The sequence below is a fragment of the Microbacterium indicum DSM 19969 genome, assembly GCF_000422385.1.
In the GTDB taxonomy this organism is placed as follows: Bacteria; Actinomycetota; Actinomycetes; order Actinomycetales; family Microbacteriaceae; genus Microbacterium; species Microbacterium indicum.
This window is the reverse complement of record NZ_KE383822.1, coordinates 1-14,477: the sequence shown is the minus strand read 5'-3', so window position 1 is coordinate 14,477 and position 14,477 is coordinate 1. Positions and strand designations below refer to the sequence as shown.

Sequence of the window (14,477 nt, the reverse complement as noted above, 5' to 3'; positions counted from 1 at the left end):
GCCGTCAGGCGTGGACGGCGCGGCCGCCCGGCGTGATCTGGGCCGTGGGGCGATCCGCGAGGCGCCACGACCCCGGGTCGGCGGCGAGCAGCTCGCGCACGCGCGGCGCGACCTCCTCCCCCAGGAGCCGGATGGTGCGCTCGCGGTCGGAGCGCTGCATGTGCAGCACGTCGTACTTGAGGCCGAAGCGGCTCAGGTGGTTCTCGCGCGCGACGAACGCGATCTTCCGTGCGACGGTCTCGGGGGATCCGACGAACAGCGCGCCCGTCTCGACCTCCTCGGCGTAGCGCTCGGGCGTCGGCGCGTAGAACCCGCGCTCGCGACTCATGCGCACGACGACGGGCTTCCACACCTCCCAGAAGCGCTCGCGGGCCTCCTCGTCGGTCTCGGCGACGAGGCCGATCGAGTGCTGGCCGATCGGGAGCTCGGGCCGCCCGAACTGCGCGAGAGCCCGGAGGAACAGCTCGGCATGCCCCGCGAAGCGCTCGGGGCGCCCGCCGATGACGGCCATCATGAGCGGAAGGCCGTGCCGCGCGGCCCGGATCACCGAGTCGGGGCTCCCGCCGATCCCCACCCAGGCGGGGATCCCTCCCTCGGGCATGCGCGGGTGCAGGCGCACGTCGTCGAGCGGCGGGCGGTGCGCCCCGCTCCACGTCACGCTGTCCTCGCGCAGGAGGCGCACGAAGAGGTCGAGCTTCTCCTCGAAGAGATCCTCGTACTCGGCGATGTCGTAGCCGAAGAGCGGGAAGGACTCGACGGCCGACGCCCGCCCGAGGACCATCTCGGCCCGGCCGCCCGAGACCGCGTCGACCGTCGCGAACTGCTGGTAGAGGCGCACGGGATCCTGCGTCGAGAGCACCGTCACCGACGTGCCGAGGCGGATCCGCTCGGTCGCCTGGGCCGCGGCGGCGAGGAGGACGGGCGTCGCGGAGTCGACTTGCCCCTCGCGGTAGTGCTCGCCGACGCTGAAGACGTCGAGGCCGACCTCCTCGGCGAGCCGCGCCTCCGAGACGATCAGCCGCACGCTCTCGGCGTCGCCGAGGATCCGATCGCCGTCGGCGGCGACCTCGCCGAACGAGTCGAGCCCCACCTCGAAGCGCTGCCCAGCCATGGCCTCCACGACCTCTCCCCCGACCGAACGGGATGATGATTGACGTGTCAATTATGACCCCTTACGATTGACATGTCAACCAGGGAGGCGAGATGGCCGAGAACGCGCACAGGCGGAGGACCCCGACCGAGCACGAGCTGCGCATCTGGCGCGGGTACACCGAGACGTCGTCGGCCATCACGGCGCGGCTCGCGGCGCGGATGCAGGAGGATTCGGGCCTCGGGACCGGCGACTACCGCGTGCTGCTCGCGCTCAGCGAGGCGGAGGGGCGCACCGCGCGCTCGTCCGAGCTCGCGGCCCTCGTCGACTGGGAGCGCAGCCGTCTCTCGCACCACCTCGGGCGCATGGAGCGCCGCGGCCTCATCAGCCGGGCGGCGTGCGCCGACGACAGCAGGGGCGCGCAGGTCACGATGACCGACGCGGGCGCCGACGCCTTCCGGCGCGGCTCGGTGCCGCACCTGCGCGCGGTCCGCGAGGTCTTCGTCGACGCGCTGACGCCCGATCAGCTCGCCGACCTGGGCGAGATCACGCAGGCGCTCCGCCGCCACCTCGGACTCGGCGAGGCCGGCACCCCCTGAGGTGGTGCCGGCCTCGCCGATCGGTCCGCTCGCGCCGCGTCAGTCGTCGCGTCGGTCCCGGCGCAGGCGCGCCTCTCCGGCGGCCTCGGGGTCGGTCGGGCGCATGATGTCGGGGCGGATCCCCGGGCCCTGCGCCCGCACGTCGGCCTCGCGGAGGCGGCCCGTGCGCTTGGCGCGGCGCCGTTCCTTCACGCCCTCGACGAGGTTGTAGAGCGTCGGCAGCACAATGAGCGTCAGGACGGTCGACGACACGAGGCCGCCGATCACGACGATCGCGAGCGGCTGCGAGATGAACCCGCCGTGGCCCGTGATGCCGAGCGCCATGGGCGTGAGCGCGAAGATCGTCGCGAGCGCCGTCATGAGGATCGGGCGCAGACGCATCGAGGCGCCCGCGATGGTCGCGTCGTGCGCCGACAGCCCGTGCCGCGCGCGGTACTGGTTGATGAGGTCGACGAGCACGATCGCGTTCGTCACGACGATGCCGATGAGCATCAGGACGCCGATCAGCGACGCGACGCCGAGCGGGACGCCCGAGACGACCTGCAGGATGATCGCGCCCGTCGCCGCGAACGGCACCGACACGAGGAGCAGCAGCGGCTGGCGCAGCGACTTGAAGGTCGCGACCATCACGATGTAGATGATGAGGATCGCCGCGAGCATCGCGAGGCCGAGCTGCGAGAACGCGTCGGCCTGCTGCGTCGCGACGCCGCCGATCTCGGCGCGCGCGCCGTCCGGGAGCTCGGCGGCGTCCAGCGCCGCGGTGACCGAGGCGGTCGCGACGCCGAGGTCGTCGCCCTCCTGCGGGATCGTGATCGTCGCGGTGCGGCGCCCATCGGCCGAGTTGATCGAAGCGGGGCTCGTCGCCTGGTCGACCGTCGCGATGTCGGACAGCGCGACGACGCCCGAGGCGGTCGGGATCTGCAGGTCGCGCAGCTCGTCGACCGTGGTGGGCGGATCCTCGCTGTCGATGTAGACCGTGTAGGAGGATCCGTCGATCTCGATCGACGACACCTGCTGCGGCTGCATCGCCCCGTTGACGATGCCGCCGACGGCCGCCTCCGTGAGGCCGAGCTCGGCCGCGGCCGCCCGGTCGACGTCGACCGCGATGTACGGCTGCGAGGCCTCGAGGTTCGTCGACGGCGTGCCGATGCCGTCGCGCCCGTCGAGCTCCGAGACGACGGCGTCGGTCGCGGTCTGGAGATCCGAGTCGCTCGCCGCCGAGACCTGGACGGTGACGTCGGATCCGCCCGCGAACTGCTCGGTCGCGAGCTCGAAGTTCCCGTCGCCGACGACGTCGTCCATGACCTTCGTGACGTCCGACTGCACCTGCTCCTGGTCGGCATCGGCGTCTGTCATGATCGAGTAGGTGATGTCGCCGCCGCCGCTCGTCGCGTCCATGATCGGCGATCCCGTGGATCCGATCGACGTCTGCACGGCCTCGACGCCGTCGACGCCCTGCAGCGCGTCCTCGACCTCGGCGGCGTCGTCGGACATCGTCTCGAGGCTCGCGCCCTCGGCCGCGGTCTGCGTCAGCGAGATCGAGTTCTGGCCCGAGTCGCCCAGGAAGTTGACCTTCATGAGCGGCGCGAGCGCGACGGTGCCCGCGAGGACCACGACGGCGAGCACGAGCGTGACCCACGAGTGGCGCAGCGTCCACGACAGGATCGGCTGGTACGCCTTCTGCAGGCGCGACTCCGGCGCGTCCGGGGCCTCGGGATCCACCCGGCGCCCGCTCTCGTCGAGGAGCGGCTTGCCCGGCTTCATGAACCAGTAGGCGAGAACCGGCACGATCGTCAACGCGACGAGGAGCGAGGCGGCCATCGCGATCGTGACGGTCATGGCGAAGGGCCGGAACAGCTCGCCGACCATGTCGCCGACGAACATGATCGGCAGGAACACGGCGACGGTCGTGACGGTCGACGCGGTGACGGCGCCCGCGACCTCGCGCACCGCGAGCCGGATCGCGTCGCCCCGATCGGCGCCCTCGACGTAGTGGCGCTTGATGTTCTCGATGACGACGATCGAGTCGTCGACGACGCGGCCGATCGAGATCGTGAGCGCGCCGAGCGTCAGCATGTTCAGCGAGTAGCCGAACGCGTTCATGCTCGCGAAGGTGATGAGCACGCTCGTCGGGATCGAGATCGCCGTCACGAGCGTCGATCGGATCGAGAACAGGAAGATGAGGATCACGACGACCGCGAACACGAGGCCGAGTACGCCCTCGACCGCGAGCGACTCGATCGACTGCGTGATGAACGGCGCCTGGTCGAACACGATCGTGAACTCGACCCCGGGGATCTGCTCGGCGATGTCGTCGAGGGCCGCCTGGACGGCGTCCGACACCTCGACGGTGTTGCCGTCGGGGAGCTTCGTAACCGAGATCGAGATCGCGTCCTCGCCGTTGACGCGCGAGATCGACGTCACGGGGTCGTCGACGAGCGCGACGGCGGCGACGTCGCCGATCGTGACCTGGGGCGGCTGCACGACCGCACCCGTCGTGGGATCCGTCGTCGCGGTCCCGACGAGCGGCAGGGCCTCGATGTCGTCGACCGACGAGAGCTTGTCGCCCGTCTGCACCGTGAGGGTCTCGCCGTCCTCGGTGACCTCGCCGCCGGGGAAGAGCGTGCCGTTCTGCTGCAGCGCGTCGGTGATCGCCTGCTGCGTCAGCCCGTTCGCCGCGAGCTCGGCGGCGTCGGGCGTGATCGTGATCCGCTGTCCGACGGCGCCCACGAGCCCCGCCGTGCCGACGCCGTCGACGTCCTCGATCTCGGGGATCGCGATGTCGGTCAGCTGCTGCTGAGCGCGGTCGGGATCGTCGAAGCCCGACGCCGCGATCTGCAGCACGGGCAGGTCGTCGAGCGAGATCGAGAGCACCTGCGGGTCGAGGTCGTCGGGAAGCGTGCTCGAGATCTGGCTGATCGCGGTCTGCACGTCCTGCCGCGCCGTCTGCAGGTTCGTGCCGTAGTCGAACATGATCTGCACGATCGAGGCGTTCGTCGTGCTCGTCGCGCTCGACGAGTCGATGCCGTCGACCGACTTCACGGCCTGCTCGATCGGCGTCGAGACGTCCTCCTCGACGACGTCGGGCGACGCGCCCGGGTAGGTCGTCATGACGACGAGCGCGGGGAGCTCGATCGGCGGGATGAGCTCCTGCTTGAGGCTCGTCAGCGAGATGCCGCCGAAGATCGCCGCGCAGATCGTGATGAGCGCGATGAGGGCCCTGTTGCGGAGACTGAAGACAGAGAGATTCGACACTCGGGGATCCTCGCGGTCGCGATCGTTCCGATACGGTTCTGCATCGACGCTCCCGAGTCTTCCATAGGGGATCCGTCAGTTCTTCATCGAGACGATCGTTCCCAGGCCGTTCATATCGCCCCGGCGAGCGCGATCCCTCCCGCCGCAGCGGCGGCCGAGAGGACGAGCGTGCCGAAGACGTTCGCCGCCGCCTGCCGGCGCCGGCCCGAGCGCCACATCGCGGCGGTGTCGACCGACACGGTGCTGTAGGTCGTGTAGCCGCCGATGACGCCGGCGCCGAGCACGACGCCCCACGGCTCGCCGCTCCACGGCACGAGGAGGGCGAGGATGAAGGACCCGGTCACGTTGATGACGAGGATCGGCCAGGGGAATCCGCGGCGCTTCCACGCGGCGAGCAGCGCGGCGTCGAGGAGCCAGCGCAGCCCGGCCCCGACTCCCCCGCCGACTGCGACGAGGACCGCGAGCGCCGGGGTCACGCGCGCCTCACCGCCCGCTCGCCGAGTGCGAGGCCCGCGAGCGCGCAGGCCGCCGAGCCGGCGACGACGAGGGCGGCGCCCACGAGCACGAGCCAGGCCGCCCCGGGATCCGCCACGGCGTGCGCCGCGAGGACCACCGCGAACGAGCTGTAGGAGGTGAACCCGCCGAGGAGCCCCGTGCCGAGCAGCATGCGCAGGCGCGGGTGCCGGTCGCTGAGCACGCCGAAGACGACGCCGAGCGCGATCGAGCCCACGACGTTGATCCCGATGAGCCAGGCAAACTGCGCGGACGTCGGCGCGATCAAATAGCGCAGGAGCGCGCCGACGGCGCCGCCCGCGACGACGAGGGGGAGCTGGATCCAGTCGACGCGCGGCGCGTCACTCCTCACCCCACGGATCCTTCACGTCGTCGGAGACCGGCTCGTCGATCGGCACGACGAGGATCGGCCGGTGCTGGCGGTGCGACAGGCGCGCCGCGACGGATCCCGTGAAGAACTCGCGGAGCGACTCGCCGAAGCCGCGCTTGCGGGTTCCGAGCACGATGAGCTGCGCGTCGATCTTCTCGGCGTAGTGCTTCACGGCGAGCGCCGGGTCGCCGACGAGCTGCGTCGCGACCCACGTCACGTCGGAGCCCGCGAACGCGGCCTCGGCCTCGGCCTTCACGGCGCTGAGCTCCTCGACGCCCGCGTCGACGTTGATGTCGATCGGGGCGGTGTGCGGAACGCCGTCGGGATCCTCGTACGAGATGAACCGCGTGACGTCGACGTTCACGATCACGAGCGGCGCTCCGAGGAGCTTCGCGTAGCGCGCGGCCTCGTTCAGGACGCGCGGCGACTGGTCGGGGATGACCGCCGCGATGACGCCTCCGCGCGTGGCTTCGTCGGGGAGTTCGGGTGTGCTGCGTACCTCGGTCATGGTGCCCTCGCTTCATGCCTGCGGAGCTCGTCGATCCGGCCCCGTGGTACCCTGGATCCTACTCTTTCCCGGCTGGTTTCCGGGCTCCGTGGAAGCATGCATCTGCGACGGATCACGAGGTCATCAGCAGAATTACGTTGAAGGGGGTCGACGCGATATGGGGCGTGGCCGTCAGAAGGCGAAGCACACCAAGCTCGCTCGAGAGCTCAAGTCGTTCAGTCCCACCGTGGACTATGCGGCGCTGGAGCGCGAGCTGACGCATCCGAGCGACGAAGACGCATATGTCGACCGTTGGGCCGACATGTACGACGACGAAGAGAAGGACGAGTCGTCCCCACGCGTGTGACGACATCGCTTCGCACGGAAGAGGCGCCGCGGGTCCCCCGACCTGCGGCGCCTCTTCGTGTGTCGACCGCCGTCGGCGCCCCCGCGCGCGGGCGCGGCTCCTCAGTCGCGCCGGCTCATTCGCCGGTGCAGCCACAGGAACGCCGCGAGGCCCAGCGCGAGCAGCACGAGCATCGGGACGAACGCGACGGCGAACATCGGCATCGTGTAGTCGTCGGGCGTCACGGCGCCCTGAGCCGTCAGCACGGCGCCCGTCGCCCAGATGATCACGAGCGCGCCCGAGAAGCCGCCCGTGTTGACGACGCCGTTCGCGCGCGCCGCGAGCCGCGGCGGCACGTTCTCGCGCGCAACGTCGAACGCCGAGAGCGAGGCGGGCCCCGCGAGGGCGAGCGCGATCGCGAGGATCGTCAGCGGGACGACGGGGACGGGGCTCGGCCAGACGAGCGCGAAGACCCAGGCGAGGATCTGCAGGGCGAAGGATCCGCCGACGATCCACACGCGGGCCGTGGGGCTGTCGGCCGTCATGCGCCCGACGGCGGGGCCCGCGATGATGCCGACGATGGGGATCGCCGAGAGGAAGAGGCCCGTGCCCCCGGTCGACACGCCCGCGCCGTGCTGGAGGAAGAGCGCTCCCCAGGTGACGACGAACGCCGTCATCGACGCGCCCGAGAGGTGGGTCACCCAGCCGTACCAGGTTCCGGGGTGGGCGAGCGCCTCGCCCGTGCCGCGCAGCACCGACAAGAGGCTCTCGCCGCCCGCTGTGCGGGTCGGATCCGGCCCCGCCGCCACGAGGATCACCGCGGCCGCGAGGAGCGCGACCCCCGAGAATGCGGCCGTCCAGAGGTACGCGACGGGCCAGCTCGTGGCTCCGACGAGCCAGACGAGCGGCGTCGCCGTGACGACCATGCCGAAGTTGCCGATCACGCCGATCATCTGCGTGCCGGTCGTGATCCATCGCTGCGACAGCGAGACGGCCGTGAGCCGCACGGCCGCCGGGAAGACCATGGCGTCGCCGAGGCCCGCGAACGCACGGGCGACGAGCAGCACGCCGAACGAGTCGCCGAAGCCGATGACGAGCTGCGTGACCGCGATGATCCCGACGCCCGTGAGCAGCACGGCGCGCGCGCCGAGGCGGTCGATGAGCATGCCGACGGGGATCTGCGCCCCCGCGTACACGAGGAGCTGCAGCATGCCGAAGAGGGCGAGGTCGCTGCTCGTGAGGTCGAAGCGATCGCTCGCGATGGCGCCGGTCGCCGACAGCGAGGTGCGCGACATGATCGCGGCGAGATAGGCGAAGCAGCCCACCGCCCACACGGCGACGCGGAGCGATGAGGATTTCGGCATGACCTCCCCAGGCTACCGGGGACACCTGCGCACCCCTGTGTCGCCGAGCCGCTGACGATGCGCCGGAGCTCTGGTGATTCAGCGAGTTTCGGGCGAGAGCCGGTGCATCTGCAGAATCTCGATAATGAGCGGGCTTGCGAAGCTACCCGTCATGTTCATCGGAGGGCCGGGAGCGGCGCTCGGCCTCTGCGAGGTTTCGCTTCTTCCATGCGTCGAGCACCCGAAACAGCCAGAAGGAGAGTACGACGATCACGACAAGCGCGATGATCAGCAGCGCGACCATGATCAGCTGAAAAGTTCCCATCATGCACTCGATGCTGGCAGAGCTGACCTGCTTGGCGAAGGCATCGACTGCCATCGGTACGTATGTACTTTTCCCGGCCCGCAGGATTGCCCGCCGAAGCCCGTTCGGAATACACATTGAGCGTCCCAACCGCCACAACCCAGGAGTGAACATGCTCAAACGCGCAAGTCTTGCTGGAATCGCCGCGATCGCGCTGATCCCATCACCACCTACGAAAATCACGAGGCGTCGTCGACAACCTATGTGTCGATCTTCGAAGACGGCTCTTACGTAGAGGCAGCTGTCGAGGAACCGGCCGGGAGCACCGCGGACCGTGTCAGCGGCCCCGAGCGTGCGCCGCTGCCGACGGGCTGCACGTCATCTACCTCGGGCTCGTGGCAGGTGAGATCCAACTGCCGGGTCACGTGGAACATCGTGACCGGATCCATGAGCTATCTCTTCAACGCCCGCTACATGCCCGGCATTCAGGGCGCGGGTGAGATCACCGAGGTCTGGGGCGCAGCCGGAGCGGGGATCGGCTACCAGAACAACGCGTCAGTCTCCATCGTCAAGGCGAACGGCAACCCTGCCATCGCGTCCGGAACCGCCAGTGGTCGGTCTCTCAAGTGGCGATCAGCGGAGTGTTCGACCTTCACGTCTCGAACGCCGGCGTCATGCCTCAGGACTACTTCACTCTCTGAAGGTCCGTGGTCCGGGAGGCGTTTGACCGCCCGGCACGGCGCCGGTCGTCTTCCGCATTCAACTCAACACGATGATGCCCAAGCGCGCCGCCTCGAGCACTGCCTCGAGGCGGTCGCGTGTGCCCAGCTTGCGGTTGACGCTACTGAGGGTGTTCCGAACGGTCGAGGTCGCAAAGTGAAGGTCGCCGGCCGCTTGCTCGATGGATCTGCCGCTCGCAACAGATTGAAGCACCGCACGCTCCGTGTCGCTCAGGTGTGGAAGTCGAGCTCTTTCAGAGCCCTGCTCAATGAACGCGTTCAGGTCTTCGCTCATTACAGATTCGGACAGTACCGATCTGCCCTCCGCCACAGTGATAATCGCTCGGACAAGGTCTGCGGGGGCCGTGTCCTTGACGAGGAGGCCACGAGCGCCAGCGTCGAGCATCGCCATCGCGTGGCGATCCGTCGACAACGTCGTGAGCGCAAGGACTGCCGTCTCCGGCGCTGAGGTGCAGATCCGTCGGGTGGCCTCTACCCCTTGGATCGTGGGCAAATTGATGTCCATGAGAACGACGTCAGGATGTGTCAGCTCACAGGCGCGGACGGCGTCTTCGCCGTCCGCTGCCTCTCCGACCAACTGCAGTCTCGGCTCCCGAGCGATAGCAGTGCGAATGGCGAATCGGAACAGCTCCTCGTCATCGACGATGACGACTGAGACCCGTTCCACGCCCCGAGCATATCGCTGCACGTTGGATACCGTTGAGCGGATGAAGAGCACGAGGCCGTCGTCCAACGTCTCCGCGACGGCGCGTCAGCTCTGGCGCCCCCAGCCTCTCGCGGCTCGATTTCGGTGGGCTTACTTCGCCATAGTCATCTGCATCGTGGTCTGCATCGGCGTCGTCCGGGTGGGGTCCGACTCAGCTCAGGCCTCGTTCGGGCTGATCGACGGCGCGCTTTTCATCGCGCTTCTCTGGTTCGCGGAAGCACCCAACCTTGCGGCGCTCACGCTGTCGCTCCTGGTCGTGTGGGCTCAGGCCACCGCCCCATCTGCTTCACCGCCTGTGGCGCTCGCTCTCTCTATGGCGATCGTCACGATGACCGCCGGGGCCATCGTCAGCGTTTCCTCCTTGGCGGCCTGCGCATATGCGATAACCACCGTGTTCGCTGCACCGTCCATTCAGCACGATGTGAACGGCGTCGTCCTGATCTTCGTCACGTTGGCCGGTTCCCTCATCGGTGTTACTGTTCGCCTCCGACTCGGGCACGCCGATCGGCGCACGCGCGAAGCCGAGGAACGCGCGGCGCACGCGGCGGCAGCAGAGCGGTTGCGGCTCATCGACGAACTCCACGATGTGGTGGCTCACGATCTGACCCTCGCTCTTTCGCTGGCCCGGGTCGCAAAGGAGGATCCCACTCTCTCGTCCGATGGACTCTTCGCTGTTGCAGGCATAGAGCGGTCCACGCAGCGAGCGCTGGCCGATGTGCGACGCCTGTTGGGGCTCCTCGGCCATGACAGGGTTCCCAAAGAGACTCTCAGCACCTCTGACCTCTCATCGCTGCTGCGATCCCTGGGATCCGATCTGCGCGCATCGGGGCGGCCCACCGAGGTCGTAATTGACATCGACGCCGATCTGATCAGCGCGCTGGCTTCCGAGCACATCATGCATGCTGCGCAGGAGGCCGTCACGAACACGATCAAGCACGCCGCATCAGACGCTCGGGTGCAGATATCGCTCCGATCCGACGGCAACGGCTACGTGGTCGAAGTCACAAACACGATCTCGGACCTCGCCGAGCCCACTCCAGGCGAGCGCGGGTTGGCGCGCCTACGTGATCGACTTGAAACCGTGGGCGGCTCGCTTGTCGTCACACACGACGCAACACACTGGTCGGTCAGCGCCCAGATACCGGAGCGGAGCGTGTCAGCTATCAAGACGTCGCATCAGATATGAAGACCCTTCGGGCTCTCGATATTCACTCACCGAGCGGCGATTGACTGCTTGCGGTCACCCCCCCAGCCTGACCTACTACAAGGCTGGTCCCGTCCACCACCGGGGCGAGGTGAAGGCGCGGATCGTGCCCCCGCAGGATCCGCACCCCCAGTCGTCACCGCGACAGGGCGTCGCGGAGGCGTGTGACGATCGCGTCGAGGTCGCGCCCGACGGCGTCGACGAGCTCGGGCGGGAGGGATCCGCCGCGCGCGATGTGCGTGCGCAGATCGGCGCGGACGGTGGATCGGAACTGCTGCAGCTTCGCCTCGGTCCGCTGCAGCTGGGCGCGCGCGGCGGCCCTGGCGTCCCTCTCGGGCTCGGGCTCGTCGGCGACGGGCTGCGCGGCCGCGGCCGCGAGGTCGGCGCGCAGCGACTTCATCGCGTCCTGCACGTCGCGGCGCACCCCGTCGGCGATCGTGCGGACCGAGTCGCCGAGGCCCTCCTGGATCCCCGCGATCTCGTCCGCGCGGCGCTCGACCTCGGCGCGGCCGGCGTCGGTGATCTCGTACACCGTCGTGCGGCCGTCCTGCGTCTTGGTCACGAGCCCCTCGTCCTCGAGCTTCGCGAGGCGCGGGTAGATCGTGCCGGCGCTCGGCGTGTAGGTGCCGCCCGTGCGCTCGCTCAGCGCCTGGATGATGCCGTAGCCGTGCAGCGGCTTGTCGGCGAGCAGGCTGAGGAGATAGAGGCGCAGGTCGCCGTGGTTGAAGACCGCGGCCATCATCGCTCGTCTCCCGTCGACGCACCCGGCCATTCGACGTCGTCGTCGACGCCGGTGTCGACGGATCCGCGGCGCAGCACCATGACGTCGCCCGAGACGGAGTTGACGCGCACGTCGGCGAAGACACCGGCGAGCTCGCCCGTGTGGCCGTCGAAGTTCTTCGAGCGCGAGACGCCGTCGACCGAGGTGCGGCCGCTGATCGTGTGGGTCGTGTAGTTCGCGGCGTAGCCCTCGTCGAGGCGGAGGGTCGATGCACCCGAGACGGTGTTGACGTCGACGCGGCCGATGGGCCCGGTCGCGTCGATCGACACGGCGCCCGACACGGTGTTGACGTCGGCCTTCGTGATCGCGCCCTCGGCGGCGACGTCGCTCGAGACGGCGTCGGCCGAGAAGGATCCCGCGAGCCCGCGCACCTGGATGTCTCCGGACACCGCGTGGGTGTTGAGGTCGCCCGTGAGCCCGTCGACGAGGACGTCGCCCGAGACGGTGTTGATCACGGCGGAGGCCGCGAGGCCCGCGACGAGCGCACCCGCCGAGACGACGCCGAGCTCGAGCCGCACCCCGCGAGGAACCGCGACGCTGATCTCGGCGCGCGGCCCCGAGGATCCGAAGTTCTTGAACGCCGTGAGGAAGTTGTCCCAGCGCACCTGCGGGTGATCGATCTCGAGCTGTCCGCCCGTCACCTCGATGCGCAACTCCTTGACGGCGACGCTGTGCACCTCGACGCGCACGTGATCTTCGTCGTGGCCGATGACGTCGATCTGCCCGGCGGCGAGGCCCGCCTTCAGGAACTCGATGTCGGCCAGATCGATGACCCGGGTCTCCCCCGGGTGGATGATCCACTTCTCGTTCGCCATGTCCCGCCCCTTCTGTCATTCGAGCTATATCTCGATTGGGACGAGTTAAACACGATGTATCGCGTTTGGCAAGCGGGGATGCGAAAACGCCCGCCTCGCGGACGAGACGGGCGCTTCGGGAGGGGGATCAGATCACTCGAGCGACGCGGCGCGGACGATCGAGAAGATGCCGAAGATGATCCCCATGACGCCGAGGAAGATCCACAGCCACAGGGCGGTGAACACGGGCGACAGCACCACGAGGATGCCGGCGACGATGCTGATGACGGCGGAGATGATGGTCCACGCCTTGTGGCCCTTCGTCGCGCCGGGGTAGATCTCGTCGACGGCGCCGAGCGTCGTGAGCGTGAAGACGCCCTCGACGATCCAGGCGATGCCGACGAAGGTCGTCACGATGACGGCGAGCATGAGCGTCGACTCGCCGAGGTTCGCGAACGCCACGATGCCGGCGATGACGAGCAGCACTCCGAGGATGATGATCGCGGCGCGGCTCGTGCCCTTCATCCCCCGCGTGAAGATGCCGGACGCGAGGTTCAGGACGCCCGCGACGATCGCGTAGATCGCCACGACGATCGTCATCGCGAGCGCCGACTTCACGGGCCAGATGAGGATCACGAGGCCGAACAGCGCCGAGACGATGCCGGCGACGAGGACGGGCGTGCGCAGGCTCTGGCGCAGGCCGACCGGCCGGACTTCGGGGGTTTCGAGGGGAGTGCTCATGGGGTCAACGTTAGCGGCATCGGTCGGACCGCGCGAACGATATTCCTCGGAGATATGTTCTCGCCGTCGAGGGGTTGTAATTAGTATCTTTGTTCTATATGATGGGGGCATGACATCGAGACCCTCGAGCCCCTATGCGGTCGCCCCGACCGCCGAAGAGGCGGCGCGCACAGCCGAGCTGCTGCGCGTGCTCGAGGCGTCGAAGGCCGCGGAGCGCGCCGAGCAGGCACTGCAGGCTCAGGCCCTCGCCGAGCTGGGCGAGATCGCTCACGCGCAGTCGCGGCGCAGCGACAGCGGCGGGCACCACGACTTCCCCAGGCGCGCGATGGCGGCCGAGGTCGCGGCGCTCACGCAGGTGTCGCCGCGGGTCGCACGGAACTCCCTCGAGAACTCGCGGATCCTCGTGTCCGGCTTCCCTCGGGCGTTCGACGCGCTCGCCGGCGGGCGGATCTCCCAGGAGCACGTCGACGCGATCGTCGACGCGGGCATCCCCCTCCTCCAGGATCCCGGCGCGCTGTCGGCGTTCGACGACCACGCCGTCGACATCGCCGAGGGCGAGACCCCGCACAGGCTGCGGTCGGCGCTGAGCGTGCTCGTCGAGAAGGCGCAGCCGATGTCGGCGCGCGAGAAGCACGAGAAGGCCCGCGAGGGGCGCGGCGTGTGGGTCTACGACATGCAGAACGGCATGAGCGAGCTCACCCTCCGCTCGACGACGCTCGAGGTGCACGCGGTCTACGACCGGGTGACCGGGATGGGGCGCGCCGTGAAGCGCGACCGGCGGGCGTACGCGCGGGCGCGGGACGAGGCGCAGGGATCGGGAGCTCCCGCTCCCGCAGCTTCCGCCCCGAGCGCCGATGCGGTGCTGTCGGATGAGCGGACGCTCCCGCAGCTGCGCGCCGACATCCTCACCGACCTGCTCCTCTCGGCCGCACCCACGGGGCACCGCCTCCACCAGGCCGGGTCCACGGCGACGCTCGGCGAGATCCGAGCGACGGTGCAGGTCACGATCCCCGCCGACGTCCTCGCCGGGCGCGACGACGGCCCACCCGCCTGGATCGGGGCGGGATCGGTGATCTCCCCCGCACAGGCACGGATCCTCGCGGGCGACTCCCCCGGGTGGGAGAGATTGTTCGTCCGCCCCGACACGGGCGACATCGTCCAGACCGACCACTACCGGCCGACCACGGGACAGGTGCGCGCGCTG

Annotated in this window: 15 protein-coding genes; 4 read left to right on the top strand and 11 right to left on the bottom strand. The window is 69.3% G+C overall.

What is annotated here, in order from left to right:
* Positions 1 to 4: 4 nt before the first annotated feature.
* A complete protein-coding gene (locus H576_RS15895) occupies positions 5 to 1,111 on the bottom strand; it encodes an LLM class flavin-dependent oxidoreductase (protein WP_084502747.1) in 1,107 nt (368 codons plus the stop codon).
* A gap of 92 nt (positions 1,112 to 1,203) precedes the next feature.
* Here H576_RS15895 and H576_RS0113160 point away from each other — a divergent pair, with 92 nt between their 5' ends.
* On the top strand, positions 1,204 to 1,689 hold the full coding sequence (locus H576_RS0113160; RefSeq protein ID WP_029151309.1) for a MarR family winged helix-turn-helix transcriptional regulator: 486 nt from the start codon (positions 1,204 to 1,206) through the stop codon (positions 1,687 to 1,689).
* A gap of 39 nt (positions 1,690 to 1,728) precedes the next feature.
* Here the strand turns inward: H576_RS0113160 and H576_RS15890 are convergent, their stop codons facing one another.
* The 4 genes from H576_RS15890 to H576_RS0113140 form a co-directional block, all read right to left on the bottom strand.
* Positions 1,729 to 4,944 carry an efflux RND transporter permease subunit gene (locus H576_RS15890; RefSeq protein WP_051172785.1) on the bottom strand — a complete coding sequence of 1,072 codons (3,216 nt, stop codon included), beginning with the start codon at positions 4,942 to 4,944 and terminating at the stop codon, positions 1,729 to 1,731.
* A 110-nt stretch (positions 4,945 to 5,054) separates the two neighbouring features.
* The gene (locus tag H576_RS0113150) at positions 5,055 to 5,420 is read right to left on the bottom strand and encodes a fluoride efflux transporter FluC (protein ID WP_029151308.1); all 366 of its coding nucleotides are present in this window, start codon (positions 5,418 to 5,420) and stop codon (positions 5,055 to 5,057) included.
* Positions 5,417 to 5,809, bottom strand: coding sequence for a CrcB family protein (locus H576_RS0113145; RefSeq protein WP_051172784.1), 393 nt, complete (start codon positions 5,807 to 5,809; stop codon positions 5,417 to 5,419). Before H576_RS0113145 ends, H576_RS0113150 begins: the two co-directional genes overlap by 4 nt.
* On the bottom strand, positions 5,799 to 6,335 hold the full coding sequence (locus H576_RS0113140; protein ID WP_029151306.1) for a universal stress protein: 537 nt from the start codon (positions 6,333 to 6,335) through the stop codon (positions 5,799 to 5,801). Before H576_RS0113140 ends, H576_RS0113145 begins: the two co-directional genes overlap by 11 nt.
* 157 nt (positions 6,336 to 6,492) lie before the next feature.
* On the opposite strand from H576_RS0113140, the gene H576_RS0113135 reads away from it, so the two are divergent.
* Positions 6,493 to 6,681: a DUF3073 domain-containing protein gene (locus H576_RS0113135; protein ID WP_029151305.1), complete on the top strand. Its 189-nt coding sequence runs from the start codon at positions 6,493 to 6,495 to the stop codon at positions 6,679 to 6,681.
* Positions 6,682 to 6,782: 101 nt separating this feature from the next.
* Here H576_RS0113135 and H576_RS0113130 read toward each other — a convergent pair whose 3' ends face one another.
* The 3 genes from H576_RS0113130 to H576_RS0113115 form a co-directional block, all read right to left on the bottom strand.
* Positions 6,783 to 8,024, bottom strand: coding sequence for an MFS transporter (locus H576_RS0113130; protein WP_029151304.1), 1,242 nt, complete (start codon positions 8,022 to 8,024; stop codon positions 6,783 to 6,785).
* A 142-nt stretch (positions 8,025 to 8,166) separates the two neighbouring features.
* On the bottom strand, positions 8,167 to 8,382 hold the full coding sequence (locus H576_RS0113125) for a hypothetical protein (RefSeq protein ID WP_029151303.1): 216 nt from the start codon (positions 8,380 to 8,382) through the stop codon (positions 8,167 to 8,169).
* Between the two features lie 684 nt (positions 8,383 to 9,066).
* Positions 9,067 to 9,714, bottom strand: coding sequence for a response regulator transcription factor (locus H576_RS0113115; RefSeq protein WP_036321000.1), 648 nt, complete (start codon positions 9,712 to 9,714; stop codon positions 9,067 to 9,069).
* Between the two features lie 40 nt (positions 9,715 to 9,754).
* Between H576_RS0113115 and H576_RS0113110 the strand changes: the two genes are divergently transcribed.
* Positions 9,755 to 10,939, top strand: coding sequence for a sensor histidine kinase (locus H576_RS0113110; RefSeq protein WP_029151301.1), 1,185 nt, complete (start codon positions 9,755 to 9,757; stop codon positions 10,937 to 10,939).
* Positions 10,940 to 11,093: 154 nt separating this feature from the next.
* Here the strand turns inward: H576_RS0113110 and H576_RS0113105 are convergent, their stop codons facing one another.
* The 3 genes from H576_RS0113105 to H576_RS0113095 all read right to left on the bottom strand — a co-directional run bounded on the left by H576_RS0113105 (position 11,094) and on the right by H576_RS0113095 (position 13,273).
* Positions 11,094 to 11,696: a PadR family transcriptional regulator gene (locus H576_RS0113105; RefSeq protein WP_029151300.1), complete on the bottom strand. Its 603-nt coding sequence runs from the start codon at positions 11,694 to 11,696 to the stop codon at positions 11,094 to 11,096.
* Positions 11,696 to 12,553, bottom strand: coding sequence for a DUF4097 family beta strand repeat-containing protein (locus tag H576_RS15885; protein ID WP_051172782.1), 858 nt, complete (start codon positions 12,551 to 12,553; stop codon positions 11,696 to 11,698). The genes H576_RS0113105 and H576_RS15885 overlap by 1 nt, the downstream gene beginning before the upstream one ends.
* Positions 12,554 to 12,685: 132 nt before the next feature.
* Positions 12,686 to 13,273 (bottom strand): HdeD family acid-resistance protein, encoded by a 588-nt coding sequence (locus tag H576_RS0113095; RefSeq protein ID WP_051172780.1) that lies wholly within the window; start codon positions 13,271 to 13,273, stop codon positions 12,686 to 12,688.
* Between the two features lie 109 nt (positions 13,274 to 13,382).
* Between H576_RS0113095 and H576_RS0113090 the strand changes: the two genes are divergently transcribed.
* On the top strand, positions 13,383 to 14,477 hold a 1,095-nt coding region (locus H576_RS0113090; RefSeq protein WP_029151298.1), incomplete at its 3' end, for a DUF222 domain-containing protein.

What these genes read in the sequence shown, in the direction of transcription:
- H576_RS15895 (WP_084502747.1), bottom strand. Translation starts at nt 1,111, where the DNA reads ATGGCTGGGCAGCGCTTCGAGGTGGGGCTCGACTCGTTCGGCGAGGTC.
- H576_RS0113110 (WP_029151301.1), top strand. Translation starts at nt 9,755, where the DNA reads ATGAAGAGCACGAGGCCGTCGTCCAACGTCTCCGCGACGGCGCGTCAG.
- H576_RS0113140 (WP_029151306.1), bottom strand. Translation starts at nt 6,335, where the DNA reads ATGACCGAGGTACGCAGCACACCCGAACTCCCCGACGAAGCCACGCGC.
- H576_RS0113105 (WP_029151300.1), bottom strand. Translation starts at nt 11,696, where the DNA reads ATGGCCGCGGTCTTCAACCACGGCGACCTGCGCCTCTATCTCCTCAGC.
- H576_RS15885 (WP_051172782.1), bottom strand. Translation starts at nt 12,553, where the DNA reads ATGGCGAACGAGAAGTGGATCATCCACCCGGGGGAGACCCGGGTCATC.
- H576_RS0113135 (WP_029151305.1), top strand. Translation starts at nt 6,493, where the DNA reads ATGGGGCGTGGCCGTCAGAAGGCGAAGCACACCAAGCTCGCTCGAGAG.
- H576_RS0113130 (WP_029151304.1), bottom strand. Translation starts at nt 8,024, where the DNA reads ATGCCGAAATCCTCATCGCTCCGCGTCGCCGTGTGGGCGGTGGGCTGC.
- H576_RS0113125 (WP_029151303.1), bottom strand. Translation starts at nt 8,382, where the DNA reads ATGGCAGTCGATGCCTTCGCCAAGCAGGTCAGCTCTGCCAGCATCGAG.
- H576_RS0113160 (WP_029151309.1), top strand. Translation starts at nt 1,204, where the DNA reads ATGGCCGAGAACGCGCACAGGCGGAGGACCCCGACCGAGCACGAGCTG.
- H576_RS0113095 (WP_051172780.1), bottom strand. Translation starts at nt 13,273, where the DNA reads ATGAGCACTCCCCTCGAAACCCCCGAAGTCCGGCCGGTCGGCCTGCGC.